The 26,080-nt window shown below is 59.8% G+C and carries 20 protein-coding genes and 4 pseudogenes; 17 read left to right on the top strand and 7 right to left on the bottom strand.

Annotated elements, in window-relative coordinates; all coding sequences use genetic code 11:
• The 5 genes from AWB65_RS27290 to coxB are packed head-to-tail and all read right to left on the bottom strand — an operon-like array spanning position 1 to position 4,832.
• A complete protein-coding gene (locus AWB65_RS27290) occupies positions 1–936 on the bottom strand; it encodes a cytochrome c oxidase assembly protein (RefSeq protein ID WP_374729765.1) in 936 nt (311 codons plus the stop codon).
• Entirely contained in the window at positions 915–1,250 is a 336-nt protein-coding gene (locus AWB65_RS27285) for a hypothetical protein (protein ID WP_087670127.1), read from the bottom strand. Before AWB65_RS27285 ends, AWB65_RS27290 begins: the two co-directional genes overlap by 22 nt.
• Before the next feature lie 17 nt (positions 1,251–1,267).
• Positions 1,268–1,903 carry a cytochrome c oxidase subunit 3 gene (locus AWB65_RS27280; protein ID WP_087670126.1) on the bottom strand — a complete coding sequence of 212 codons (636 nt, stop codon included), beginning with the start codon at positions 1,901–1,903 and terminating at the stop codon, positions 1,268–1,270.
• Positions 1,900–3,831, bottom strand: coding sequence for a cytochrome c oxidase subunit I (gene ctaD / locus AWB65_RS27275; protein WP_087670125.1), 1,932 nt, complete (start codon positions 3,829–3,831; stop codon positions 1,900–1,902). The genes AWB65_RS27280 and ctaD overlap by 4 nt, the downstream gene beginning before the upstream one ends.
• A complete protein-coding gene (coxB, locus tag AWB65_RS27270; protein ID WP_374729766.1) occupies positions 3,828–4,832 on the bottom strand; it encodes a cytochrome c oxidase subunit II in 1,005 nt (334 codons plus the stop codon). Before coxB ends, ctaD begins: the two co-directional genes overlap by 4 nt.
• Before the next feature lie 289 nt (positions 4,833–5,121).
• Here coxB and AWB65_RS27265 point away from each other — a divergent pair, with 289 nt between their 5' ends.
• From AWB65_RS27265 to AWB65_RS35850, 10 genes and pseudogenes are all read left to right on the top strand, one after another.
• Positions 5,122–5,469 (top strand): response regulator, encoded by a 348-nt coding sequence (locus tag AWB65_RS27265; RefSeq protein WP_087670123.1) that lies wholly within the window; start codon positions 5,122–5,124, stop codon positions 5,467–5,469.
• Between the two features lie 829 nt (positions 5,470–6,298).
• Positions 6,299–7,522, top strand: coding sequence for a glycosyltransferase family protein (locus AWB65_RS27260; protein WP_087670122.1), 1,224 nt, complete (start codon positions 6,299–6,301; stop codon positions 7,520–7,522).
• A complete protein-coding gene (glf, locus tag AWB65_RS27255; protein WP_327359105.1) occupies positions 7,515–8,909 on the top strand; it encodes a UDP-galactopyranose mutase in 1,395 nt (464 codons plus the stop codon). The genes AWB65_RS27260 and glf overlap by 8 nt, the downstream gene beginning before the upstream one ends.
• Positions 8,906–10,069 (top strand): beta-glucosidase, encoded by a 1,164-nt coding sequence (locus tag AWB65_RS27250; protein WP_087670121.1) that lies wholly within the window; start codon positions 8,906–8,908, stop codon positions 10,067–10,069. Before glf ends, AWB65_RS27250 begins: the two co-directional genes overlap by 4 nt.
• Before the next feature lie 499 nt (positions 10,070–10,568).
• The gene (locus tag AWB65_RS27245) at positions 10,569–11,105 is read left to right on the top strand and encodes a CinA family protein (protein WP_087670153.1); all 537 of its coding nucleotides are present in this window, start codon (positions 10,569–10,571) and stop codon (positions 11,103–11,105) included.
• The gene (gene nadE / locus AWB65_RS27240) at positions 11,089–11,937 is read left to right on the top strand and encodes an NAD(+) synthase (protein WP_087670120.1); all 849 of its coding nucleotides are present in this window, start codon (positions 11,089–11,091) and stop codon (positions 11,935–11,937) included. The genes AWB65_RS27245 and nadE overlap by 17 nt, the downstream gene beginning before the upstream one ends.
• 173 nt (positions 11,938–12,110) lie before the next feature.
• The gene (locus AWB65_RS27235) at positions 12,111–12,314 is read left to right on the top strand and encodes a cold-shock protein (RefSeq protein ID WP_087670119.1); all 204 of its coding nucleotides are present in this window, start codon (positions 12,111–12,113) and stop codon (positions 12,312–12,314) included.
• A gap of 696 nt (positions 12,315–13,010) precedes the next feature.
• The gene (locus AWB65_RS27230; RefSeq protein ID WP_087670118.1) at positions 13,011–13,184 is read left to right on the top strand and encodes a DUF2934 domain-containing protein; all 174 of its coding nucleotides are present in this window, start codon (positions 13,011–13,013) and stop codon (positions 13,182–13,184) included.
• Positions 13,185–13,752: 568 nt separating this feature from the next.
• On the top strand, positions 13,753–14,646 hold the full coding sequence (locus tag AWB65_RS27225; protein ID WP_235007786.1) for an alpha/beta fold hydrolase: 894 nt from the start codon (positions 13,753–13,755) through the stop codon (positions 14,644–14,646).
• Between the two features lie 205 nt (positions 14,647–14,851).
• Positions 14,852–14,965: pseudogene (locus tag AWB65_RS35850) on the top strand (IS5/IS1182 family transposase); the annotation flags it as partial.
• Positions 14,966–15,028: 63 nt separating this feature from the next.
• On the opposite strand, the pseudogene AWB65_RS35845 reads toward AWB65_RS35850, so the two are convergent.
• Positions 15,029–15,155, bottom strand: a pseudogene (locus AWB65_RS35845) (IS5/IS1182 family transposase); the annotation flags it as partial.
• Between the two features lie 1,645 nt (positions 15,156–16,800).
• Between AWB65_RS35845 and AWB65_RS27215 the strand changes: the two are divergent.
• The 4 genes and pseudogenes from AWB65_RS27215 to AWB65_RS27200 all read left to right on the top strand — a co-directional run.
• Positions 16,801–17,121, top strand: a complete 321-nt coding sequence (locus AWB65_RS27215) for a hypothetical protein (RefSeq protein ID WP_087670115.1) — start codon at positions 16,801–16,803, stop codon at positions 17,119–17,121.
• Between the two features lie 200 nt (positions 17,122–17,321).
• Positions 17,322–17,621 (top strand): hypothetical protein, encoded by a 300-nt coding sequence (locus AWB65_RS27210; RefSeq protein WP_087670114.1) that lies wholly within the window; start codon positions 17,322–17,324, stop codon positions 17,619–17,621.
• Between the two features lie 67 nt (positions 17,622–17,688).
• A pseudogene (locus tag AWB65_RS27205) lies at positions 17,689–20,443 on the top strand (UPF0182 family membrane protein).
• A gap of 357 nt (positions 20,444–20,800) precedes the next feature.
• Positions 20,801–21,371 (top strand): annotated as a pseudogene (locus AWB65_RS27200) (IS630 family transposase); the annotation flags it as partial.
• Between the two features lie 671 nt (positions 21,372–22,042).
• Here the strand turns inward: AWB65_RS27200 and AWB65_RS27195 are convergent.
• Positions 22,043–22,240, bottom strand: a complete 198-nt coding sequence (locus AWB65_RS27195) for a hypothetical protein (RefSeq protein WP_087670152.1) — start codon at positions 22,238–22,240, stop codon at positions 22,043–22,045.
• A 448-nt stretch (positions 22,241–22,688) separates the two neighbouring features.
• Between AWB65_RS27195 and AWB65_RS36710 the strand changes: the two genes are divergently transcribed.
• The 3 genes from AWB65_RS36710 to AWB65_RS37100 all read left to right on the top strand — a co-directional run.
• Positions 22,689–22,856 (top strand): hypothetical protein, encoded by a 168-nt coding sequence (locus tag AWB65_RS36710; RefSeq protein ID WP_200821812.1) that lies wholly within the window; start codon positions 22,689–22,691, stop codon positions 22,854–22,856.
• 497 nt (positions 22,857–23,353) lie between these two features.
• Positions 23,354–24,229 (top strand): ATP-grasp fold amidoligase family protein, encoded by an 876-nt coding sequence (locus tag AWB65_RS27190; protein WP_087670113.1) that lies wholly within the window; start codon positions 23,354–23,356, stop codon positions 24,227–24,229.
• Between the two features lie 1,567 nt (positions 24,230–25,796).
• On the top strand, positions 25,797–26,080 hold a 284-nt coding region (locus AWB65_RS37100), incomplete at its 3' end, for a hypothetical protein (RefSeq protein ID WP_235007785.1).

The following is a 26,080-nucleotide window of genomic DNA, read 5'->3' as shown; positions in this document are numbered from 1 at the left end:
TCAGCCGTCCTGCGCGGCACGTGTTCGCATCGGCGCCGGGGCGCGCTTCGTCAGCCAGCGCGTGCCGATCGCGAGTGCGCCGACGAGGTAAGCAAGTCCGCCCGGCACCCACATGACGAGCCCGCCGAGTTCCTGGTCCTGCAGCGGATCGAAGCCGAGCGCGCTCGTGCTTTCAATGTACGACGGATACCAGAGCCCCGGCGACAGCGTCAGCAGCGCGCCGAGTGCGCCGGTATGGACCATCGTCGTGAAGAGCGAAAGCATCGCGTGAGCGCTCCGTTCGCCGCGTTGCGTGTTGCCGAACACCGTCCACCAAAAGAGTAGTGCGCTCACGAGAAAGCTCGCGTGCTGAAGCGTGTGGATGCCGGGACGCGCGAGCGCCGCTTCGAAGAACACCGGCGCATGCCAGCCCCATAGCGCCGCCGCGTGCAACAGCCATGCGGCGAGCGGCGTCGTGATCGTTCGCCAGGGCGCGCGAATCCAGCGTGACCTCACCGCGCAGCCGACGCCAACGCGCAACGAAACGGGCAGCGCCCACATCCATACCGCGAGCGGCCGTCCGATCACCAGCAGGGGTGCAGCGATCAACATCAGCGCTTCGTGTTGCAACATGTGTGCGGAAAAGAGCGCGACGGCGAGTGAGTCGAGCGGCGAATCAAGTGCGGTGACAAGCGCGAGCCATCCAAGCGCGAACGCGGCGCAATGCTTGGCGCGTACCGTTCGCGCCTGTCGGCTGCGCGCTCTTAAGCGCACGTATCCGACGACATACAGCGCAGCGCTCAGCAAGAGCAAAGCGACCACCCACGGCTCGAAGCTCCAGCCAAAGTGCAGCGCGGCTTGATCGCCCGTCGAGAGCCCGTGCGCTTCTGCCCCACCCGCCCAGCCGAGTGCAGCGACGGCGAACGCTCGCGGAATCAGCATGACGAGAGCAACCATTGCGGTATCGATATCGCGAGAACCGACAAGGCAGACAGCACGCCGACGCCAATTGCCACCAATGCGACGAATCCCGCACGCGCCGGCCGCGCGGAACTGTCGGAGGGAACGCCTGCCCGCGCCGAGCGCCAGCGCAGCCAAGCGGCGATTGTTGCGACGACGCACACCGCGAAGCTCGCGACGCTCACGCTGTTGAGCGGCGCGACGCTCGCGACTGCGCATGGCGCTGCCACCGTGGACACGAGCGCATAGTTCACGCCGAGGCACGCGAGCACGAGCGAAGGCGCGACGATCAATGCAAGCCAGGTTCGCATGTTCAGTCTCGATACGTTCAATAGCGCGGCGCCCCATAAATCACCGCATAAATAGGCAGCCAGCTCAACACGACGAAATACCAGTACACCGCGTTCTCGCTGACATCCACAAAACGCTTGCCTTCCATCGGCCCGGTAAATAGCAGCACGGCGAGCACGGCCGTATCGACGGTATCGGTGATCAGATGCGTGGTATGCAAGCCGAGCAGCAGCCACACGACCGAGCCATACGCATTCGTATACCAACTCACGTGGAGCGCGGCGAATTCATATGCGCGAACGACCAGAAACACCAGCGCCAATAACAGGCACACGACGAGCCACCAGCGCGTGCGCACGATATCCTCGCGCTCGGCCGCGCGCTTCGCGAGCTGGTTCGGCACGAGGCTCACGATCAGTACAATCGTGTTGAGCGTGCCCCACAGCAATTCGGGCGGGCGCGCGGCCATCGGCCATTGAGACGCTACGCCGCGCAGGTAGAAGTACGTCATCACACCGATCGCGAACACCGTCCCCTCTATCAGCATCAGGCCCATCGTGCTCCACCACATCAGGCTGCGATGACCGTAGCCGTAGGTCGGCAGGTCGCGCACGTCGAGGACGAACGAAGCGTCGTCGGCAGAGGCGGCATCGTGACGCACATGAGTGGTCATGGACGCTGCTCCCGAGCGACGGCCAGCGCGTTCTCGCGACGCTTCGGCCAAAACCACGCGATCATCGCGACGGCCACCGGCGCCGATGCCCACACCACCGCCCACGGCGTATAGATCGACGCGATGAAAAGCACGGTGGTGGCCACTGCGCTTAAAAAAGGCCAGATCGACGGCGACGGAAACATCGGCCGATGATCGGGCACCGCATCGAGCACGGTCGTCGCGAGCACCTCGCGCGCATCGGCGGCGAGGCCTGCGACGAACGCGGGCTGCGCGCCCGGCTCCCACAAAGGATCGCGCCCGTGCACGACGGGTATCGCGTCGAAATTGTGCGGCGGTGGCGGCGACGGCACACTCCATTCAAGCGTGCCAGCGCCCCACGGATCGGGGGCCGCCCCCGCCCGCCGATAGCTCACCACGACGTTCACTATAAAAAGCAGCACGCTGAGTGCAATCGTCCATGCGCCGACGGTCGCCGCGAGGTTCATGCCGTCCCATCCCATGCCGTGGGGATAGGTCCACACGCGCCGAGGCATGCCTTGCAGGCCGAGCAGATGCATCGGAAAGAACGCGACGTTAAAGCCGATGAAGAACAGCCAGAAATTCCAGCGTCCGAGCGTCTCGCCGAGCATGCGGCCGGTGAACTTCGGAAACCAATAATAGAACGCGCCGAAGAGCGGAAACACCGCGCCGCCGATCAGCACGTAATGCAGGTGCGCGACGACGAAATACGTATCGTGGACTTGCAGATCGATCGGCACGGAGCCGAGCATGAGGCCCGTCAGGCCGCCCAGTACGAGGATGAAGAAGAACGCGAGCACGAAGAGGAGCGGTGTCTTGAGCGCGATGCGTCCGGTCCAAAGGGTGCCGATCCAGCAGAAGATCTGCATAGCCGACGGGATCGCTATCATCAGGCTCGCCGCCGTAAAGAAGCTCTTTCCGAGTTCGGGGATGTTTGTCGCGAACATGTGATGCACCCACAAGCCGAACGCGAGGAAGGCGGTTGCGATCAGGGCGAGCACCATCGCCGGATAGCCGAAGACCGGACGCCGCGCGAAGGTCGGAATAATCGATGAGATGAAGCCAAGCGGCGGGATGAAGATCAGGTAGACCTCGGGGTGTCCGAAAAACCAGAAGAGATGCTGCCAGAGCAGGACGTCACCGCCTTTTGCCGGGTTATAGAAGTGCGTGCCGACGAGGCGGTCGAGGATCAGCGCGGTGCTGCACAGCATGATCGACGGCATCGCGAAGATCACCATGAATTGCGTGACGAGCGTCGCCCAGACGAAGAGTGGCATGCGGTTGAGCGACATCCCCGGCGCGCGCAGCTTGAAGATCGTCGTGATGAGGACGATCGCTTCGAGCAGGCCCGAGAGTTCGGTGAACGTGATCATCTGCGCCCAGATGTCGGTGCCCTTGCCCGGCGCGTAGTCGGCGCTCGCGAGCGGCACATAGCTGAACCAGCCGGCCGCGGGTGCCGAATTCACCGCGAGCGACGCGAACAGCAGGATGCCGCCGAACAGGAACACCCAATACGCGTACGCGTTCATGCGCGGGAACGCGACGCTGCGCGCGCCGATCATTAGTGGAATCAGAAAGCCCGCGACCGCCTGCATCACCGGCACGGCGAAGAGGAACATCATCGTCGTGCCGTGCATCGTGAAAAGCTCGTTGTAAAGACCGGGGCCGATGAGGCGCGCGTCGGGGCGCGCGAGCTGCGTGCGCATCGCGAGCGCGAGCAGGCCGCCGAGGAGGAAAAACACGAACGTCGTCGTCATGAAGCGGCGGGCGATCGTCTTGTGATTGATCGCCGAGAGCGCGCCGATGAAGCCGGGAGAATCACTCCATGTCGCAGCCAGTGATGCGCGCACGTGGGGCGGTGCGTCGGGGCCGTCATAAAGGCGTGGTTTGGTCGCTGGATCGGTCATTGCAGCGTCCCGAGGTAGGCGACCAGCGCTTGAAGATCGGCGGGGGCGAGGTGAGTCGGCGGCATCATCGCGGCGGGTTTGAGGGCGCGCGGGTCGGTGATCCAGTGTGCTAGTGACTCGCGATCGTTGGTGAGCGTGCCGGCCGCGAGTGTGCGGCGGCTCGCGAGATGGGTAAGGTCCGGCCCGAGCCTGCCGGTTGCCGACGTCCCTTCGATCGCGTGGCAGCGCGCGCACGTGCCCATCATGAAGAGCTGCTGGCCGTGCGCTTCGAGATCGCTCGACGGTGCGCGCGCGCCCTCGCGCTGCCGTGCCGCCCACGCGTTGTAGTCGGCGGGAGGATCGGCGACGACGAGGAACGCCATCAGCGCATGCTCGTGGCCGCAGAACTCTGCACACTGTCCGCGATAGGTGCCGGCGCGATCGGCGCGAAATTCGATCGTCGCGTTGCGGCCCGGGATCATGTCCTTCTTGCCGTGCAGGTTCGGTGCCCAGAACGTGTGGATCACGTCCGCCGCGACCAGCGACACGACGACCGGCCGCCCGACCGGCACGTGCAGTTCGTTGGCGAGGGTGAAGCCCGGCGTGCCATCGTCGGAAAGATAGTGCGCTTCCCACCACCATTGATGCCCGGTCAATTCGATGTGAACTGCATTCGCGGCCGGCAGGCGTGAGAGCGCGCGGTCGGTGAGGACGTCGGCCAGCACGAGGCCGAAGAGCAGCACGGCCGAAATTACCGTCGCGACAATCACCGAGCGGCGCAGGCGCGGCTCTGGGCTTTCGATGCTGTAAAGATCGGGCGGCGTGTCGCGTCTGGCCTGCGGCGCGCGTAACAATGCGATGAAGCACGCACTCAGGACCGCGGCGAATACGATCGAGCAGACCGCGAGCGTCAGATGCCACAGGTCGAGGATGCGCGCGGCCTGTACGCCGGCGGGGGCGAAAACGCTTTGGGCGGGCGCTGCGACAGCTGCATGAGGCAGGCAGCCGAGATCCACCCACAGCAAAAAGGCACCATACGATGTAAGTTGGATGCGGCGGCGGCACGGGCTCATCCCGTGCGGCAAGTCGGGCCGACGGCTTGCACGGCGTCCGAAAGGCTGTGACATCAAGTTCCCGCAGCGGTCATTTACGGCATCCTTTTCAGGACGGACAAAGGCCGAACAGCAATGCTCGTTCCAGTGTTGGTGCGGCCGAGGCGTCCGCGTTTTGACCGGCGTGGTGAGTAAGATTCAGTAGTGGAATGGTCGTTGCTGCGCACTAGTTGCAAGTCAGAAATGAGCGAGACTTAACGTGCGTACTATCCTGCTGGTCGACGATGAACCAGATATCCTATTCGTGCTTGAGTTGCTCTTGCGCGCACGGGGCTACCATATCGTCACCGCCCGCAACGGCGCCGAGGCAATCGAGGCCGCTAACGCTAACCTGCCCGACCTTGTAATTTCCGATTGGATGATGCCGGTCATGGATGGGGCGCAACTCTATCGATGCTTTCAAGCTGTTCCGATCCTTCATGGTGTTCCGTTTGTCTTCATGTCGGCGGCAGTTCCGCCGGTCGAGGTGACGCAAGGAACATATCTGAAAAAACCGTTTGATCCGGAGCGACTGTTCGAGCTCGTTGAGCGCCATGTTCGGAGTTGACCGTTCCGGACGGTCGCGCAGCTCCGCCTGACATGTGACGCTGGGATGCACCAAAGTGCGATGGGGCGACGCTCCGGGTAACTTAGTCAGTGGTCCCTGCCGGTTGACTGCCCGCTGCTGCGTTCCCCTGAAAGTGCGGGAACACCATAGCGGATCCAGTGCAAGCCGGGAAGCATCGCTTGGGCGCCAGCGTTTCTGCAAGTTTTAGGTCGCCGGCGACTGCAGCTCTGCTCATTCCGGTTTTCAAAGCAGTGCACTGCGAAATACACGCTCGACTTTGGTGATGGGAAGGGCTTAGAACGTCCGAATCTTTCCAACTTCGGACGGCCACTGACGGCTGAGAAGAAATTATGACCGACCCTACGTCGTTTGGCGATACTGAAAGCGTGGACAAGCGCGCGAGTTTTTAGCGTTAGACCTTCAAGTGCGTCTAGGCGAACCATAACGGCCGGATTGAGGTCTCGTATATTTTTATTCGTATCGACCGCATTCCCACGGTGGCTCGGCGGCTAGGCACGCAAATTTTGCTAGTAAGGGCGCTCCCGAAATGCCTTTAAATAAATCATCTTCGCGACGGACGTTTGGCAGACTGCGAGCCACAATCAATCGCCACCTCTACCGAAGCCGCAGGCGTTCTTGAGATTTTAGCGCTAGAGGGCACAACCGCGTGCCTAGGGCGAGCTGGTTTGCCGATTTACAAGCGGCGCTCAGATTCAACCGATGAGCCGCGGCATCTTCCTTGCTGAGCCTTGAACGGCGATCGTCCCACCGTCGCTAGTACTGAGTTCTGACAACAGACCCACCGACCACGTGACTATCTGAGGCCGTCATGAGCCACGATTCAGGGCCCGCATTGAGTCCATCCTTCCGACCGACTCCAGAGGCGTCGACCGAACGATGGCGAGGCGCAGTCGACGGCGTGATCTGCTTTTCCCATCTGCGCTGGAGTTTCGTGTATCAGCGCCCGCAGCACATCATGTCGCGCATGGCACAGCGGTATCCGGTTTGGTTCGTCGAGGAGCCAGTGGACTTCGAAGATGAACTCCCCCGCCTAGACTTCCGATGTGAAGCGCCCGGGCTGACTGTAGTCGTCCCACGCCTACCGGCGAGCTCCAGACTGGATCGAAGGGTGGTTGAGAAGAAGCTGCTCGACTTACTGGTGACGAACGAGCATCTGCAGCACTATTTGCTATGGTTCTACACGCCTATGTCTTTGCATAGTGCGCCGAGACTTGCACCCTTGGCGACTGTCTACGATTGCATGGACGAGCTGAGCGCGTTCCGAGGGGCGCCCGCGTCGCTTGAGCTTGCAGAGCGCGCCTTGCTGTTGCGCTCAGATGTCGTTTTTGCTGGCGGGTCGAGTCTTTATGAATCGAAACGTCGCCTTCATCGATCGGTCCACCTTTTTCCAAGCAGCGTCGACGCAAAGCACTTTAGAAGAGCGCGTGACACGCTCGTCGAGCCCGATGCCCAACGAAAAATACCCCATCCAAAGATCGGGTTTTTCGGCGTGGTTGACGAGCGGTTTGACACCGCGTTACTGGGGGAGGCGGCCACAGCTCGTCCGGACTTTCAGTTCGTCGTGATAGGACCAGTCGTGAAGATCGACCCAGACGAATTGCCGCGTCGTGCGAACATCCACTACCTCGGCAGGCAAGCTTATGCGGACCTTCCCGCTTTTCTTGCACATTGGGACATCGCAATGATGCCATTTGCGTTAAATGCGTCGACGCGCTACATCAGTCCGACGAAAACCCCCGAGTACCTAGCGGGCGGGCGTCTCGTTGTGTCGACAGCCATTCGGGACGTCGTGGCAACCTATGGAGGTAGCGACGTGGTGAAGATCGCTCGGTCGGTGAGCGATGTGACACCGGTTGGATCGTTTGTGCAGGCCCTTGACGATGCCGTTGCACAGTCGAAGGATCCGCGGAGCGTCGCCGAGTCCGCTGATCGCATTCTAGCCGGCATGAGCTGGGACGACACGTTCGAGCGGATGCATGCGGTGGTGATGCAAACGTTGAATCGCACGGCGGACGGAGCAAATCATGCTTAAGGTGAGTGGCCGACAGCAGACGGTTACCGACTCGCCGGAAGGCTGCGGAGGCACTGCGACTGCCCTTCGCATCAGCGCCGGCATCAGCAACGGCAACGGCAACGGCAACGACCGAACCACGGACAACTGCAGGTTCTCCGATAACTGGAGTGGATCGGGTTTCAATTCGCACGACGCGATACGAGACATGCAATACGACTACCTGATCGTTGGAGCTGGCTTTGCCGGCGCCGTGCTGGCTGAACGGCTCGCGGCTGGGCTGGGTAAGACAGTACTATTAATCGACCGGCGCGACCACATTGGGGGGAATGCGTACGACGAATTGGATGCAGCGGGCATTCGAGTCCACCGTTACGGGCCGCATATCTTCCACACGAACGCTAAACGTATTGTCGAATACTTATCGAACTTCACCGAATGGCGCCCCTACGAGCATCGTGTCAAAGCCTGCATAGACGGTCTGTTGGTGCCAATCCCAATTAACCTCACCACGCTCAACACACTGTTCCGCGCCGATATGACGCCGGCCGAGGCACTTGTTTTTCTTGCTGAACGCGCCGACCGCTTACGCGACATACGAACATCCGAAGATGTAGTGCTGCGGGCGGTCGGCCGCGAACTCTATGAGAAATTCTTTCGTGGCTACACGCGCAAACAATGGGGCGTCGATCCCTCGCAACTCGACAAGTCTGTGACTGCTCGGGTGCCTACTCGTACCGATACCGATGACCGTTATTTCCTGGATTCATTTCAGTGTATGCCCGCCGAGGGATACGAGCCGATGTTCAGGGCGATGCTGTCGCATCCGCTCATTACGGTGGAGCTCAACACAGAGTTCCGCCAGGCGCGCGAGTACGCCCGATTCAGGCACTTGATCTACTCAGGGCCGGTCGACGAGTATTTCGATTTTTGCTTCGGGAAGCTTCCCTACCGATCCCTTCGGTTTGTTCATGAGACACTAGACATGCCACAGTTTCAACCTGCAGCGGTAGTCAACTATCCTGACGAAGCTGTGCAATACACCCGTATTACCGAGTACAAGTATCTGACCGGTCAGATCCACCCGCAGACAAGCATCTCTCGGGAATATCCGAGCAGCAACGGCGAGCCGTTTTATCCCGTCCCGTGCGCGGAGAACGAGGCGTTGTATAAGCGTTACGAGGCACTGGCAAATCAAACGCCCGGAGTGACGTTCGTCGGGCGCCTCGGAACGTACCGCTACTACAATATGGACCAGGTGATCGGGCAGGCGCTATCGGTTTATGCGAAGATCGAGACCCAGTCACGTGCGACAGTGCAAAAAGGCGCCGAGGTCGCCGTCAGCGACGATGCTGAAGGGCGAGTCGACGCGCGCCCGCGACCTGCAACGGATGTGCAGTTGCCGTGAAGCCTGCACCCAAGTTCAGATCTTTTTTGTGGGGCGGGTTCGAGTGCGCGACCCAACGGCGAAACGACGGCACGCGGCTCGACTTGCTGCGATCGACGGCGCACGATCGGCATGCACTGTCGGATTATGCGAACCTGATCTCACATGGTTTGCGCACCGTGAGAGATGGCGTTCGTTGGCATCTGGTAGAGCCAAGACCAGGACAGTATGACTGGACGAGCGTGGTTCCGATGGCGCGGGCGGCCAATAAGACCGGAATGCAGGTTACCTGGGACCTTTGCCATTATGGTTGGCCTGATCACGTTGACATATGGCGGCCTCGATTCGTAGATGCGTTCGCCAAGTTTGCTGCGGCCACCGCAGTCGTCATCGCGTCCGAGACTGAGGATGTGCCCATCTTTACGTTGATCAACGAAATATCATTTTGGTCCTGGTTTGGCGGCGAGGTGGGAGACATCCGCCCATCGACGTACGGACGGGGACTCGAACTCAAACATCAGCTAGTCAGAGCAACGATCGCTGCGACCGACGCAATACGCGCGGTCATCCCAACAGCCCGGTTCATCACAACCGACCCTCTTATCAATGTCACTGCTCGAGCGCAGGAGCGCGCGGAGGACGCGGAGCGCCATCGCCTTAGCCAGTACCAGGCGTGGGATATGTTGTCCGGTGCGCTCTGGCCTGGGCTCGGCGGATCACAGAGCTATCTCGACGTGATCGGGCTTAACTACTATAACTTCAACCAATGGTATATCGAAGGGGGCGAACTCCAACAGGGCGATACCGGATATCGCGCACTGTGGCAGATGCTTGAAGAGGTCTATCTTAGGTATAAGCGGCCACTTGTTATTGCGGAGACTGGCGCGGAGGGTGATTTGCGCCGGCCGTGGTTGGCGTATGTGGCCGACGAGGTTTTCTTGGCACGGGCACGCGGCGTGCCGGTCGAGGGGCTCTGCCTATATCCCGTTTTGGACTATCCAGGATGGGCCAACGACAGGCATTGCGAGACCGGGCTTTTCGGATACGCGATTGAAACAAAGGAAGGCGTACCTGCATTCCGGGCAGACCGTCCGCTTTATCAACCGCTCGCCGATGAGCTTGCAATCCAGGGACGGCGATTTGCTCAACCACCTGCTCCCGACGACGCTTTTGAATTTTAAGGCACGGCGAAGTTGATGACATCCCGCACCGTCTAGAGGACGACGGGGTGGTAACGCGCCCTCGGAAGGTGGGTGGGGAACGACTACCCCGACTTTAATGTCACTCAGGTCTGCCCACTCTACGGTTTCGAATCTGGTTTCACGGCTTGCGGTCTGGCTCGACGTGATCATGCTCAGGTACATAGCTTCCCAGCTCAGGGTGTTCCTTGCCTTTTGGAACAAGCGAGGCATCCATACTTCCATGCTCGTTCTGCTCGATTGTATGAGCATCGTTAGCAACTGGAATGCCCGATGTTTACCAACCCACGACGAATGGAGGGGAACCCTGTGATTTCCCGCAAAGGCTTGGATTTCGTTGTGGCGTCACGGCCGAATCAAGCGCGTCAAACTAACGCGCGAGTAATCCCGTCACGTTAAGGAAATCGTATACCAACGGGTGCACTGATTGCTAACCGTAAAACGGGAGCCCGGCTCCTGTACGCAAAAAAAGGGGATGAAAATGGATATTGCTAGACAGGTCGTCTCGTTTTTGCGCTCCCGCGGTTTGATGCTTGCGACGGCCGAGTCGTGTACTGGCGGCTACATCGCGTCGCTCATATCGTCAGTGCCGGGATGTGGCAGCTGCCTAGACGTGGGGTTTGTCACTTACTCGCCGACCGGGAAGGCAGGCTTTCTCGGCGTTCGCGAGACTACGATGGAGCGATTTGGCCTAACGAGCGAGGAAGTCGCGCGCGAGATGTCTGAGGGCGCCCTCAGGCAGGAGGCATGTTGCGCGGACGTCGCTGTGTCGAACACCGGTGTGGCAGACGCCGTCCCTGGAGGCGGGCCGCCTCCGGGTACGCAGTGCTTCGGCTGGTCCTATAAGCTACGCAGTGGCGACTTCGTGACTTTCAGTGAGACGAAGGTCTTCGATGGCGATCGCAATGACGTGCGACGCGCCGCGGCGCTCTATGCGCTGTCACGCGTCGAGCACTATTACGACAGTCTGCGAAGCGTTGAGCGAACAAACGGAGGCGAGCATGTTCGAGAACAGTAACGAGAGCCGCGAGTGGCAACAGCAGGTGATCCGCGAGTTGGGGGTTCCTGAGGCCTTCAACGCCGAGACGGAACGAGAGAAGCGTATCGCGTTCCTGTCCGATTACCTGCGCTCGCAGGAGCTTCGAACTTATGTTCTCGGCATTAGCGGCGGCGTAGATTCGTCGACGGCTGGACGTCTTGCGCAGCTCAGCGTCGAGCGCTTGCGTGCGCATGGTTATGAGGCTCAGTTTGTCGCCGTGAGGCTTCCGTATGGGTCTCAGCGCGACGAAGAAGATGCACAGCTTGCGTTGCGGTTTGTGCGTCCGGACGAGACACTAACGGTGGACATAAAGCCGCCATCCGATGCAATGCTGCAATCGCTGAAGCATGGAGGCGCGCAGTACGTTGACGATTTTCAGGAGGATTTCGTGCTCGGTAATATCAAGGCGCGCGAGCGGATGGTAGCGCAATATGCAATCGCCGGGGCGCGGCGCGGCCTGGTAATCGGCACGGATCATGCCGCAGAATCACTTATGGGCTTCTTTACTAAGTTCGGCGACGGCGGGGCTGACATCCTGCCGCTCTCAAGCCTGACAAAGCGCCGCGTCCGCGCTCTTGCGCGCTCGATGGATGCGGACGAACGCTTGGTGATGAAGGTCCCGACGGCCGACTTGGAGACGCTTACGCCGCAGCGCCCCGACGAAGACAGCTATGGCGTTTCCTACGAAAACATCGACGACTTTCTAGAAGGAAGTGAGGTCAGCGATGAGGTCCTGACGACGATACGCCGTTTTTACAGCGCGACGCGACACAAGCGATCGCTACCAGTTGAAGTGCCGCACGATGAGTAGACTTAACGAAGACAAGCCTCTGCGAAACCGAACCCTTGCATAGCAACCTCATCGCTCTGGGCGGCTGTCGCGCAGACACAGAGATACCGCCGGTTGCCGGGAGCGGCCATTTGCGCTACGTTGATCCTGATAGCGGGAGATTTCCTGAGAACGGTTATAACTGGGAATTGGATATGTCGACGGGTACCGTGAAGTGGTTCAACGATGCAAAAGGGTTTGGATTTATTACGCCTGACGATGGCGGCGACGACTTGTTCGCGCATTTTTCTGAGATTCGGGCGGATGGTTTCAAGTCGTTGCAGGAAAATCAGAAGGTCACTTTCGATGTGAAACAGGGTCCCAAGGGCAAGCAGGCGGCCAACATCAAGCCAGCGTAGCCCGACGTCTTTCCTAGGGACCGAATATGAGCTTGGAAGGTTGCATGTCAGAGAACGGCTCAAAATTGATTCTTGAACGTAGAACTGCCGCGACTACTAAGAATGCAAAATGGCCAGTGTGCAATCCAAAGCGCGGGCGCTGACGAGACGGCAATGGCAGGCAAGAAAATTAAGCGCCGCGTTGGCCGAACCCTCTATCGGTTCCCGATTCGCCGCCGCGAGTGGGCCAGCAGATTCAGACGTACATGGGGCATCAACGAACACGATTCATGGACGGGCTTCTGAAAGTCCAGAATTCGTTCGCGTCGACAGGCGTCTCGAAAATCTCGGAGACGTCCAGTAAAGCTTCGCGTGCTCGTCATAGCGTTCCAGCAGGGCGGCCGTCGACTGGCTGTTCGAGACGAAACTCTTCCCACTACCGGATTGCCTTGAAGCAGTCGCTACCCGGTGATGTACCGTCGCAGCAGAGGGCGTAAGTGCCGCAAAAACGGGCTGCTTTCTAGTCGGCGAAACCCCGGAGATCGCAGCGGTTACTATCCAACCCAGCTTAGCCTTCGCAAGCCATTCGACTAGAGCGTGGGCAACGCCTCGCACGTGATCTGCGGCACGATGTGGACGTAGGACGGTGCACTGCCGGGGCCATGATCTGCGTATGAGCCCATTGCCCATGCGAAACCACCATATGCGGAACGCACAATGGAACACGAAACGCTCGAACGGCGGATCCGGAGAAGGGCGTACGAACTATGGAGGCAGGAAGGCAGTATGGAAGGTTGCACGGATGAGTATTGGCGGCAAGCTAGAGAGATGATCGAGGCGCAAATACTAGAAGAGACGAAAGACTTACCGACTGATCCGTCGGCGCAGTAATTACGGAAGCGCGAATCGGCTGCGAAGTGTTTCGGTTTGAGTAGAACTGAGTTTTTTAACCAAGTAAAGCGAGTCTTGGTTCCTGACTTTTTCGCATTGAGCGACTGAGAATGTCCTACCGCAGCGAGCGTCGTGCTCGCGCGTGACATGCGAGTCGGTGGACGTCTTTCATGCGACTTGTCCCGAATCCTCGGGTCAAGGATCGCTCCCTGGCTGCGACGGCACGCTACAGAAGCATCTCTGTGCAGAAAAAACTTGAGATTGTCGGGCATCAACGAAGCGGTTCTGGACATTGAGAAGCGCTTCACGCAATTTGCAAGCCGCCGCTAGGACATATGCTAGCAAGCGCTGTTCCGGGTGCGAACAATAAATATCCGTTGGCCTTCTTACGTCCGCGGTCTCCGGCATGAACATTGCGCCCGGAATTAGTCGGAAATTCAAACGCGTGCTCCGATAGCGACATTCGAACCGCCCCTCCGCTTTGGCGACCGCGCTTTGGGTCCGACACCGGAAAACGATAGCCGAACGCGATCATCCGCCTGTGGGGTGCTTTACGGACGTCGACGGTGTGCGCCTGCATTACATCGATCGGGGGGAGGGGACGCCTGTCGTCCTTTTACATGGAAACACCGTCCTGCTGCAGGACTTTGTCGGTAGTGGGCTGGTTGACCGGTTGGCGCGGCATCACCGCGTAATTGCGTTCGATCGTCCTGGGTTTGGATACAGCGAACGGCCGAGGGATCGCCTCTGGACGGCACAAGCCCAAGCGGCGCTGATCGAACAAGCGCTCACTCAGATTGGCGTGGAGCGCCCCGTGGTGCTCGGGCATTCCTGGGGGACCTTGGTTGCACTTGGCATGGCGACGGAATTCCCCGCCGAGGTTCGTGGGTTGGTGCTTATTTCCGGTTATTACTATCCGACCGCCCGTCTAGACGTCGCCTTGACGGCTCCCGCGGCGGTCCCGTTGCTCGGCGATGTGATGCGATACACCGTCTCGCCTTTAACCGGTCGTTTGTTGATGAAACGGACGGTCGAAGCTATGTTCGCTCCACGACACATGTCTGCCGACTTCTTCGACATCATGCCCAGGGAGATGATCCTGCGGCCGCTACAGATTCGGGCGGAGGCAGAGGACGCCGCGTTTATGATTCCCGCCGCTGCCCATTTCCGCGCTGAGTATGCAAAGCTTGAGATGCCAGTTGCCATCTTTGCCGGCGCCGGTGACAAGATTGTCGACCCCAAGTCGCATTCCACGCGTCTGCATCGAGAGCTGCCGGACAGTACATTGGTAATCGCCCCCGACGCGGGCCATATGGCCCATTACGCACTGGCAGATGAGGTCGTCGATGCAGTTGATCGAATGAGCGCCAAGGACGGCGCCAGAGCAACCGAGCGGAACCACGTGAACCGTGATGCCTTTTCCGACCGTGCCCGACTCGACGCGGTACCGACAGCGCTATAGGATAAAACTGCGAAGGGGCAATTGTGAAGGCTGACGAACTCGATATTAGTAAAGACGCTAGCAGTCCATGCGTCGCTCTCACTGACGAGGCCGCGTTGCATGGATCCCCTTCGGGGGTTCGTACGGCGGCCGTAGCCGCACCGTGTCCACCGCGCGAACGTGTTCCATCGTTTGATTCGACAAGTTGACGGACCTACCTTTCGGCCGATTACGCGACTGGCAGGAAGCGGGTGTGTGGGTTCGATTGCACGAACTGCTTCTTGCCGAGCTATGCGCAGCTGGCCAAATCGACCTCTCGCGCGTGATTCTCGAATCGTCTCATGAAGCCTTCTTGAAATTGGCTGCTTGCGTGATCTGCTGGAATACTCTCCAACGATTTGATTGAGAGCGGCACCCCGTTTGCGTCGGTCGCGACATGGTGCTTGGACCCTGGTCGCGCACGATCTACGGGGTTTGGCCCGGTTTTGGCCCGCCCCAATAGCGCGCACGGAAGTGGTTTGCAGCGCAGCAAGGCAAGGCCGCATAACATCCTCGGTTATGGGATTCGCCAAACGAGGGCAGGGTCAACTCGCAGGCCGTGGAGGTGTTGGCCCGGACGTCGCCCGCTCCGCGTGCGACTGCCCCGGAATCGCGGCGCCGCCTTCGGCAAGGCTCTTGGTGACAGGGCCGAAAGAACTGCGCGCGGTTACCATGAGGGGTGTCTCATCAAGCGTGTCGCGCTGACTGTTGGGTATCCAGGCAATAACCACAAGAATTGCAACGATACTGATCGTTGTGGTCTTCGAGCATCCCCGACGCTTGCTCGTGGATGCGGTACCCGCATCCGATTTTTGTGGGATACCCAGAGACGGTAACGCCGTACTTCGTAGCCGCCGACTGCGGGCGCCATGCGTGTCCGACCCGGACCTCGATAAGCTCTCCGTCGTGCTCAACGCGCGTTGGCGATCCGCGCCGCAATGAGGGCACGAATCGGCATCGTTTCGCCACGTGTTACCGCAGCGAGGACAGGCAATGGAGAAACCGGATGATTGGATCATATTAACTTAGAGGTGCGGCAGGTCCGCATCTGATCGGTCTTGGGCGTAGCCGGCCAGCGCCATTGGAGCGACGCGACGCTGACCCGGGGATTGCATTCAAAGGACAGTATCTCGCTCAGCTCTTTTTTGCATATACAGTGCACCTCGTCCACCGTGCTGGCGAACGACGAACAAACCTTTCTGCTCCATCACGCATCCCTCTGCTACGCAGATTGTGCGGCGTCGAATCATCTGGTTGCAGCGGCAAATCATCGATCGAGCACAGCTGTAGTTATAGTCAGGTGGCTCGCCAGTCGCGCAGCCGACGGAGGCGTCTGCTCCATTATCAGCGGCTACGGCTGGCCGGCGGTCACTGCCCAAGGACGGCCGCATGACGCGCACCATGTGCGCGATGTCCTGCTTGCGTGATGTGATCATGCCTGCCCGGCGATGTTGTTACTGGTTCGCCGATGTCCTGTTTGTCACATTTGACGAATAGCTCCATATGGGGAAGTGGTCTTCTGACAACGATGCGGATCATCAGAGCCGGCAGTGGTGCCGTCAGTGCTAGGTCAAAGTGCCGACTGGAACCTAGTCGGCAACACATGTCTTCCTTGGCGTTTGAGACCACCCCGACGGCGACGGCCGCGACGTAGCACGGCCGAACGGCGTTTTGCTGCCGTCAGCGAACCGCGCATTGAACGGTACCAAATCGCCGTGCGGAGCAAATGAGCGATTAAGGGGGAATTTCTGGCGCTTTTCGCCAAGCTCTTCCGAAGATGAAACTGCAACAGCGGGTTTGATGGTCAGAGCCGTGAGGTCCACTTGCTGAGGCGATTGTCGCGGCGAAGACCTCCGACGGCGAATGGAAGGCCACAGTGCCGCGAGGTCGGCCGTTCAAACTGTTGGAGACGGACGTTGATCGCAGGCAGGCCAAGAAATCCGCGTCCGCTTCGCGGCCGTGACATTGCGGGGGCATGCTGGCTGCGTCGCGGAGCCCGCCACGCTGGTGCGTGTGAACGTTGCGAGGACGCTGTTGATGTCAGGCGGGGCCAGGCCTGCGTGACGCCGCAATCACGGCGTGCGGCCAAGGGCCGCCATAACCGGCACAATCGTCTGAGCGCCTCAGACTCCTGTCGTGAGCGTCGCAAAGGCCAATCTCGACGCCACCGGACAAGGCGTGCAGCGCAACTATAGCAATGGGTTCCTGAAGCTGAATCTAGCTCCGAACCGGATTGTCTCCGTTTACCCCCGGCCGTCAAATACGGTTCAGGAGTCGGAGGCCGACGAAGACCTGGGCGCGGGCGGCGCGCTCGTTTTGCCCGATGCCGCCGATGCAAGCGGCCCGATCGTCCGGCTTGCGCTCGGCGCGGGCAAGGAATCGATTCTCGACGTAGTGAACCGCGCGGATGGGCAAGTTCAACGTAATCGGAATAATATTCATCAGGAAATCAGATGACACGCGACCGGCGGGAATTCGGCATGCCCGCTCCATCAACGACACGGTCTACATCCTCTTCGGCGATCACATCAAGGCGTTCGGCTTAACGGCCCTCAGCCAAAGTGGGGCCACGTTCGGCGGGCGCGCCAACGCCCAGCGTGTCGTTGAACGACAGCACGAACGGGGTCGTGTGGGTGCTGTAAAACGTCGCGGTCGGGGTGCACCGCGCGGACGACGCGACCAATCTCGCGAAGGGGCTCTACAACAGCAACGAGGTGGCGGCGCGCGATCAGTTCGGGCAGGGCAACAAGTACGTCACGTCGATGTGCGCGAACGGCAGGGTCTATGTGGGACGCGCAACAGCGGCCGTTTTCGGAGTGTCGATGAGCCCGCCGCGATTGCGGCGGACGGATCAACGTTGTAGCCATCGCGCCGGGGCGCGGGGAATCAACGCGAACGAATCGCTGATCGATTCCCCCGGCGCCCGCACGTCATTGCCTGACTACGCGCGGCTATGATGGCTGCATTGATATTCCGCTCAGCCACGCTCCTTGCAGGTTAGGGTCTAGCAAAGGAGCATGGTCGATGAGGTCGCAAGTGAGGTGCGGCGTGCGCTTGAGACGTAATGCGATTACCTTTGCGGTTGTCGTCGCCGGCCTGGTCCTGCTCGGGCGCATCACTGGCGTCCTCGTCGACTGGCTATGGTTCTCTTCGATCGGCTATCTGCCCGTTTTTTGGACGGTCCTATCCGCCCAGGCGCTCCTGTTTGTCGCCGTGTTCGCCGCATCAGCGGGCACTATAGGCGTGTCGGGGTTCCTCGCGCACCGCTACGCGAGGAGTCGGGGTCCCTCTCAAGCGGGAGCAGCGTTTTTGTCGGCTATGCCGGCGCTCAAAAGCGAACTGGCCAACCAGCTCGCGCCGCGCATTCCCTGGCGCTCCGCCATCGCTGGCGTCGCCGTCATCTCCGGGCTCATCATCGCCGCCGGCGAAATCTCGAACTGGGATATAGCGCTTCGCTTCCTTCATCAGGTGCCGTATGGCGAGCTCGAACCAATCTTTGGTGAGGACATCAGCTTCTATCTCTTCTCGCTGCCCGCGTATATTGCGCTGAAGAACTGGCTGCTTCTACTGCTCGTCTGCAGCGCAGTTGTCGCAGGCGCAGTCTACTGGGTGCGCGGCGACATCGCACTCGAGAAGTCGCCGCGTGGGCTCTCGCCCGCCGCCGCCACGCATGGACGCGCACTGCTCGGCTCGTTCTTCGCGCTGAAGGCCTGGTCCTACGGACTCGACCGCTTTCTGCTGCTCTACGGCGACAACGGCGTCGTGGTCGGCGCCGGCTATACGGACGTCCACGTCGAGCTGCCGGTCCTGTGGGTGCTCATCGGCCTTGCGACTGCCGCATCCATCGCGTCGTGGGCCAACATACGCGGGCGCAGCTATCGAATTCCTGCAGCCTCGGCGCTGCTGGTGTTCGGCAGCTCGTTTGTGTTCGCCCTGATCTACCCGGCGTTGTTCCAGCGCTTCTATGTCAAGCCGAGCGAGCTAAAGCTGGAGGCACCCTATATCGAGCACAATATCGCGCTGACCCGCAAGGCCTATGGCCTGGAGCGGATCGCGGTGAAACCGTTTCCGGCCGAGCAGGGGCTGAATCTCGCCTCGCTCCAGGCCAACCGCGCGACCATCGACAACATCCGTCTGTGGGATGTGCAGCCGCTGATGGATACCTACGCGCAACTACAGGAGATCAGGACCTATTTCAAATTTCTCTCTGTGGACATCGACCGCTATCGGCTTGACGCCGGCTACCGGCAGGTCATGCTATCGGCGCGCGAATTGCAGGCGGCGATGCTTCCGGCAAACGCGCAGACCTGGGTGAACCTGCGGCTCCTGTTCACCCACGGCAACGGTGTCGTGATGTCGCCGGTCACTGAGAAATCCACGGAAGGTTTGCCTTCTCTCTATCTGCAGGATATTCCGCCTGTCGCCAACGGCGGCCCGATCATCCGCGAACCGCGCCTCTATCTCGGTGAAGGCAGCCAAGGCTACGTCATCGTGAAGGGCAGCGTACCGGAATTCGACTACCCCAAGGGGAAGGACAACATCTACACCACATACAGCGGGCGCGACGGTGTCGCCATTGGCAGCCTGGCGCGACGCGTTCTCTTCTCCTGGCACCTTAGCGATCCCAACATCCTGCTTACGGACTACATCACGGACGAAAGCCGGATCTTGCTCCACCGTAACATTCAGGACCGGGTGCGCACGATCGCCCCGTTCCTCAGCCTCGACCATGATCCCTATATCGTCGCGAGCGAGGGGCGCCTTTTCTGGATGCAGGACGCCTATACCACCAGCCGATGGTTCCCGTACGCGCAGCCGAGTATCGGCGACGGCGCCAACTACATCCGCAATGCGGTCAAGGTGGTGATCGATGCCTATAACGGCGCGGTCGACTTCTACGTGAGCGATCGTGCCGATCCGATCCTTCGGACGTATCAGCGCATCTTCCCGGGGTTATTCAAGCCTTTGGAGGCGATGCCACGAGAGCTGCAGCAACATATCCGCTATCCCGAAGGTCTGTTCTTGATCCAGGCGCAACTCTACGCGCCTACCATATGGATACGCCGGAAGTCTTCTATAATCGCGAGGATCTCTGGCAGTTCCCGCGGGCATTGGCCGGCTTCGATGGCGGGAATGCCCCCGGCACGCCGATGACGCCTTACTACATGATCATGCGGCTCCCCGGCGAGGCGCGCGCCGAGTTCGTCCTTTTGCTGCCAATGGTGCCCAGCCAGCGCGAGAACATGATCGCCTGGTTGGCGGCGCGTTGCGATCCGCCTGAATACGGCAAGCTCATCGTCTACACTTTCCCCAAGGACAAGCTGGTCTATGGGCCGTTCCAGATCGAGGCGCGCATCCAGCAAAATACCGAGATTTCGCAGCAGATCTCGCTGTGGAACCAGATGGGCTCGCGTGTCATTCGCGGCCATCTCGTGGTCGTGCCAATCGAGAGTTCGATCCTCTACGTCTCTCCACTCTACTTGCGCGCGGCGTCCGGTCAGTTACCCGAATTGAAGCGGGTGATTGCCGCCTACGGCGAGCGTGTGGTGATGGAGGAGACCTTGGGCGAAGCTTGGCGGCGCTCTTCAAAGAGACCGCCCCGGTGGCGTCGCAGGCTCGGGGCACGGCAGACGCGCGCGCCCGCGAGGCACTCGCCCACTATGATCGGGCCATCGAGCGATTGAAAGCGGGAGATTGGACCGGCTTCGGCTCGGAACTCGATGCCCTTCGGCCGCTGCTCGAGGCGCTCGGCGTTGGCCGTCGTGAGGATCAGAGGTGAGCAGATACGAGGTGCACCTCCAGCGACGGGGGACTTTGGGTTTTATATCGCGCAGGCGATGGTCCAATCGAAAGGATCGGAATAAGCGACTTGCTTTGTTTGCCGGATCAGACGAAGAACGTCGGGGTCGAGTGCATTGTCCTGTCAGCAGGCAAGAACACATAAACGTTTCCTCAGTTTCTCGTCGGCGCTCGCGGGGCTAGTCCAATGCATCATTGAAAAAGCACCCGATGTGATATTCAATGAAATGCATGGAAAAGATGAACATGACCGCGCTTGAGCGCGAACAGTTGCTGTCAGCAACTCGCAGCCAGACGGTGCGCGCAGCTGATCCTCGGCGCGGCCGGGCGATTCTGATATCTGAACCCGCCCGCTCATGGGGTGGTGTTCTGTGTGGACGAGAAGACGGCCATTCAGGCCCTGGATCGTAAGGACCGGATGTTGCCGCTGTCGCCAGGCCGTGCCGAGAGCCATGGCTTCGAATACAAGCGTAACGGCACGCTGAGCCTGTTGCTGCGCTCAATACGGCGACCGGGCAAGTCATCGGCAAAACCGCATCACGCCATACCAGCGAGCAGTCCGTCGCCTTCCTCACCGACGTGATCGCCAGCCAGCGGCCCAAGCAAGAAGTTCATGTGATTTGCGACAACGTCAGCAGCCACAAAAGCGCACGTGTGCAGGAGTTTCTGCAGCAACACCGCAACGTACGGTTGCATTACACGCCGACCATACCTCTTGGCCGAATCAGGTGGAAAACTGGTTTGCGCGGATCCAGCAGGACGTAATCGCGCGAGGCATCTTCACCACCGTTAAGGATTTGGATCGCAAGCTGATGCGCGATATCCGCGAGCACAACAAGAATCCGAACCCGATCAAATGGAAGTGCGACGATCCATCGCGGCGAATTCGACCGGTGCCATTTCAATGACGCGATGGACTAGCGATCGATCCGTCGAGCGCTGACGATACGCGGATCGGGCGAGTGCCCCTTGCAGTCACGTTTCATGGCCAGACTTGATGGGAGCTGTACTGTGACGCACGTCTGGGAAAACGGCATGTCGCCCATGTCTGTGGCAAGACCCGATGCTCCCGCCAGAGAGGTCGCCATTGATATACCGATTTAATATCGAGCCCGTTTTCTCTGAGCTGCGGTTCAGCGCGACGCGCCTATCGATGCGTGCTGACGCGCACCGGCTCCGCCGGACGTGGGGGCCACTGCTGGCGAACGTCATGTCGGCGCCCGGCATTACCGCATGCCGGCTCCGCCCGCCAACACCTACAGTAATGGGACACCGATGTCGGCGTGCGCCGAGGTCGGGTCCGCCGCACTATCAGAAGCGACGAGCAGTGAATGCGGGAGCCGATCCCCCCGCGTGGATCAATACTGCATTTGGATGGCATTTTCATCGTGATTTCCAGCACTGGGGCACTTCAATGCCGTCCGCGCGTGAAAATCCACCTTCCTGCACTTCATCACCGAACGCACAGGTTGGGATGTTCATTTTCATCCGCTCGCCAAAGTCGCTGAGCTTGATGACGGTCGCGCATGAGTACTGATGTCGAACTTAGCAGGCGTGCAATGAGCCAGAACGCTGCCTACTAGTGTTTTCGGGCGACGGCTCTCAGAATGAAATCGCCGTCGCACGTAACGTGTGGAGGCAGTTGTCCCGAAGCGAGGTTTTCCAACGTGATGAGCTGGCGTTCCAACAATGCGTCGAGCTCGGCGCGACCCAACTCGACCTGCTCGGGTGCGTCCTTGACCAGCATCAAGGTCGCGAATTCGTGTGGACTAAGCATCTTGCTCCTCCGTTCGCGATTGTCATCGGTAAGCATTCGATCACGCCTGGCTTTGCATTAGGCACAATGCCTAGTAGCCGATCGTCCTGCGTTAGACTGAAGGAGCCCGGCGCGCCATATTAAGGCGATCCGCTTTCGAACAGCAATACATGGGATACCCTTTTGCGCGGTGTTTCAGTTCGTCTGCAGATTACGTAATGCGCTGGCAAGGGTCGAGTCGATCCTACCGGAGCGAGGTCGGACGCGCTGTTGGGCTGTAGCGAATCGATTCTTGTTGTCGAAGGTGCGTCAATGTCAGGACTCGTCCGGCCTCTGCACGCCGCTGCGCCATCGGGTACCTGTAAAAAATTGTGCTTGTTTCCCCAGGAAGCCCGGACGGATACTTGGAATGCTGCTTGCTGAAGCGGCGTAAACGCCGCAGAGTCGTCGGCGCTCACTGGACCACATCATGGCGCAACAACCTCCCCTCAACCCCGGCGACGAAGCCGAACCTGGCACCCCTGGAACTGGCGAGGACTTGTGCCCCGCCTGCGACGGCTCTGGCACCAAGGACGGCGAGACGTGCGAAGTGTGCGGCGGCACGGGCAAGGTCGTGCAAGGCATCGGCGGGGGCTGAGCGCGCGTGAGCTTTTCGGGCGCTGCTCTCCACGATGCCGAACTCCCGTCGCTGAAGGTCGCTGGTCGCCGTGGGCTCAGGGGTTGGACGCGTGATTCCTTTGGTCCTTGGCGTCCTTGTCATGGCCCGACCTATTTTCCAAGGTGGCCCCGCTGGAGTGAACGGGATGCCGTGATAAACGTCACCGACAATGGCGTCGGGAAGTCTGCGGTCCGCTCAGAACCTTTACCATTTGCGCTTTGCGTTATGTCGTCGAACTGTGCGCGTTCGAACAGAGAGGCATTACGGCGCCCAAATATGGTGCAGGTGAGCCCCGCGTCCAGCCATACTGCGAGACAGCCAGGTCAAGCTCAATCACTGCAGCAAGATTGAGGTCACGGGAAGGGTCTGTAAGTCAAGATAGCCGGTAGTCCAACGTCGCGCTGACGGAGAAGTCAGCGTTGCAGAGAATGGCACAACTGGGGAGGTGACGCCGGCTTGTGTCGGGAGACGAAGACATGTCAATCGCCGAGTCTTTAAGGGGTCGCGTAAAGGATTTACTTCCGGACGCGATGTTTTTGAGCCTGTCGCATCGACGCAAGGTCGGCCGCTTTCCCAACGTCGAGCACCCGCTTACCTTCAACGAAAAGATCCTGCATCGGTGTCTGCATCCGGATCCGTGCTTCGCACTTTTCGCCGACAAACTCCTAGTGCGTGATTACGTAACCCGCACCATCGGCGACGCGTATCTCATTCCGTTGCTGGCAACCCCGGAGCCATTCACCAGAGCCGACTTCGACGCCTTGCCTCGGTCCTTTGTGATGAAGGTCAATCATGCCAGCAACTTTGTGAAGATCGTGCGCGAAAAGTCGGAGACCACCTTCGAAGAACTCCATGCGCTCGCGGCGCACTGGCTATCCACGAACTTTTATCGCATCGCGCGAGAGCGGCACTATAAGGGCATCAGGCCACGTCTCTTCTTCGAGCAACTGTTGCTGGACGAACACGGCGACGTGCCGGCCGATATCAAAGTTCACTGCTTCACCGAGCGGACGGGAAAGAAGAACGCGTATATCATGCGGGTTTCTGACCGCTTCACGCCCCGCCCGTGCGGCGACTTCTTCGACGAGCAGTGGAATCTTCTGGACATCGCCGTCGCAGGTTTCTTTACAAGCCCGACACCTGCCCCACGCCCGGACAATCTGGCACAGATACTGGTCACCGCCAAGGCCCTCGCTGCCGACTTCGACTACGTGCGGGTGGATCTCTATTCGCTAGGCGATAGAATCTATTTCGGCGAATTGACATTCACACCTGGTGCCGGTGTCGACCGGCTCTACCCGGATAAGGTCGACTACGACTGGGGGCGCTTGTTCCATACGCGTTCCTCGTAAACGACCCGATGTCGGGCAACCACCCGATTGAGCTCGATAGCGCGCCGGCTTGTGGCGTTCCCGCTCACCTACAGCGAGCTGGCGGGCCTGTGCACGCGAAATTCAGCACCCGCGTGTCGCCCTTGCACGACGCTCAGAACGGAGTCGCGGTGATCCGACTCGCCGTCTAGAACCCGGTCTAGCAGGAAGAAGGACGATTCAATTTTGCTGAGATGGGGTGAGGCGAAGAGGCGACGTGATGGTTTTCGCATCGCGACGACGCATCTCGGAAGCATCAACCTGGGCGGGACGTTCGATTTTCCGATCAAATGCTACGCGCATCGTCTCCTGCCGACTGTCGCCGACCTTGCTGCGAAGCAGCGACGGCCAGCTTGACCGCAGTGATCTCCATTTACGCGCCGCTACTTGAAAATCCGCGCGATGCGCGGGGGCGGCACTCCGCCGCGTCGTTGGTTTGACAAACCGGTCAAAAAGAGAAAGCGACCGGACAGAAGTGCCTGAACTGGTGAGCCGACTCGCAAACTCGCATTAATCCAGGACCGACCTTCCGCGCAAACTGCATTAGAATCCATATAAGCCGCTAACGGTTTCATAACCTAATTTTCAGCTCCGTCAGTAACTGCTCCGTACCATGTCAAACAATCGCGCTAAAAGGCGCGTCGCCCGGCCGCACAAGCGCCTGAGTAAAGCGCTTCTGTTGCCGATGGACCGAGCATCGGTCCGCGAACTCAGCTTGGCCCACCATCTAGCGTTGGCCGCATGTCGCCGAGACGGAGGAAACCAGCATCTGATCAACGAGCTTGCCCGGGCCGTTTATATGAGTTACTTCTTGCAACTAGCGGGGTTCGGTAGCCTTCCGGTTCACACCTATCACGATGCAGAGCGAGCTCTGGAGAGTGCGCTTGCGCGCGCTGCCAAAGTCGACGGCTGGAAGCTCGCAGACGATGAGTCTTCATTGTTCGAGGTAATCCTTGCGCTTCACGATGAACAGTTGGCGAGCGCTCCGATGCATCGCGTGGTCGATGCCGAGAAACGGCTGCGAGCGTTCGTCATGGGATCCACTCCATCGCCTTTGGCTAGCTTGGAGTAAGCCACATCATTGATCTGGCTCTGACATGGCTCTGACAATGCGTCGCAAAGACGTCGGCAACGGCCCTGCCAGCGGCTGCAACTGGACGTCGGCATTGTCTGAGAGCCGCAGCGTGTGAACTTATTGATCTGTTCATCCGGCACCTAGCCGTCGGCAAACATGGTGCCGCGAGCCGCTATGGACGCCACCGAAAGACTAAAAGGCGCGGCACATCGCCAACTCGGCGGCGCGTCTGAACAAGACAGGCGAAGCGTGATCGGAGATTTAGCGATCTCGCGTCGTGTCGATACGCGATGTCATCGCGTCCGGGCTTCACTTGTTTCGACTTGACGAACTGCACCTCAGTCGTCAGTTCGACGGGCACCTCGCACCCGACCGCGATGACCTGGTCTGCCGGAGTGGTGGCGCCGTTTACCAGCACGAACAAAATCACGTGTTCACGCTTGCTCTCGGCTTGCATGCTTACAGAAGCCCCTGTTGCCAGACGATCCACGATGCGGCGCGCCAGCAATTTTGAAGGCGCCGAGCGTGCCGAATTGGTGCGTTAAATTCGCCGTTTCGATTCCGCATCGTCTGGCAGGTCGTTGGCGCGCATCGCTGTACGGTATTGAGCTCCTTGAACTGCTGCCCTTCGAGACGCACCGATCCCGCCGCCTCAGCAAAGCCCGGCACTTTCAGTTACTAAGAGGCGGTTTCAAAAAGCCTAGATTGATCGTTGGAGAGTATTCCAGCAGATCACGCAAGCGGCCAATTTCAAGAAT

Source organism: Caballeronia humi, assembly GCF_001544475.1.
Taxonomy (GTDB): domain Bacteria; phylum Pseudomonadota; class Gammaproteobacteria; order Burkholderiales; family Burkholderiaceae; genus Caballeronia; species Caballeronia humi.
The sequence above is the reverse complement of the archived record's forward strand: the minus strand, read 5'-3'. Positions and strand labels throughout refer to the sequence as shown.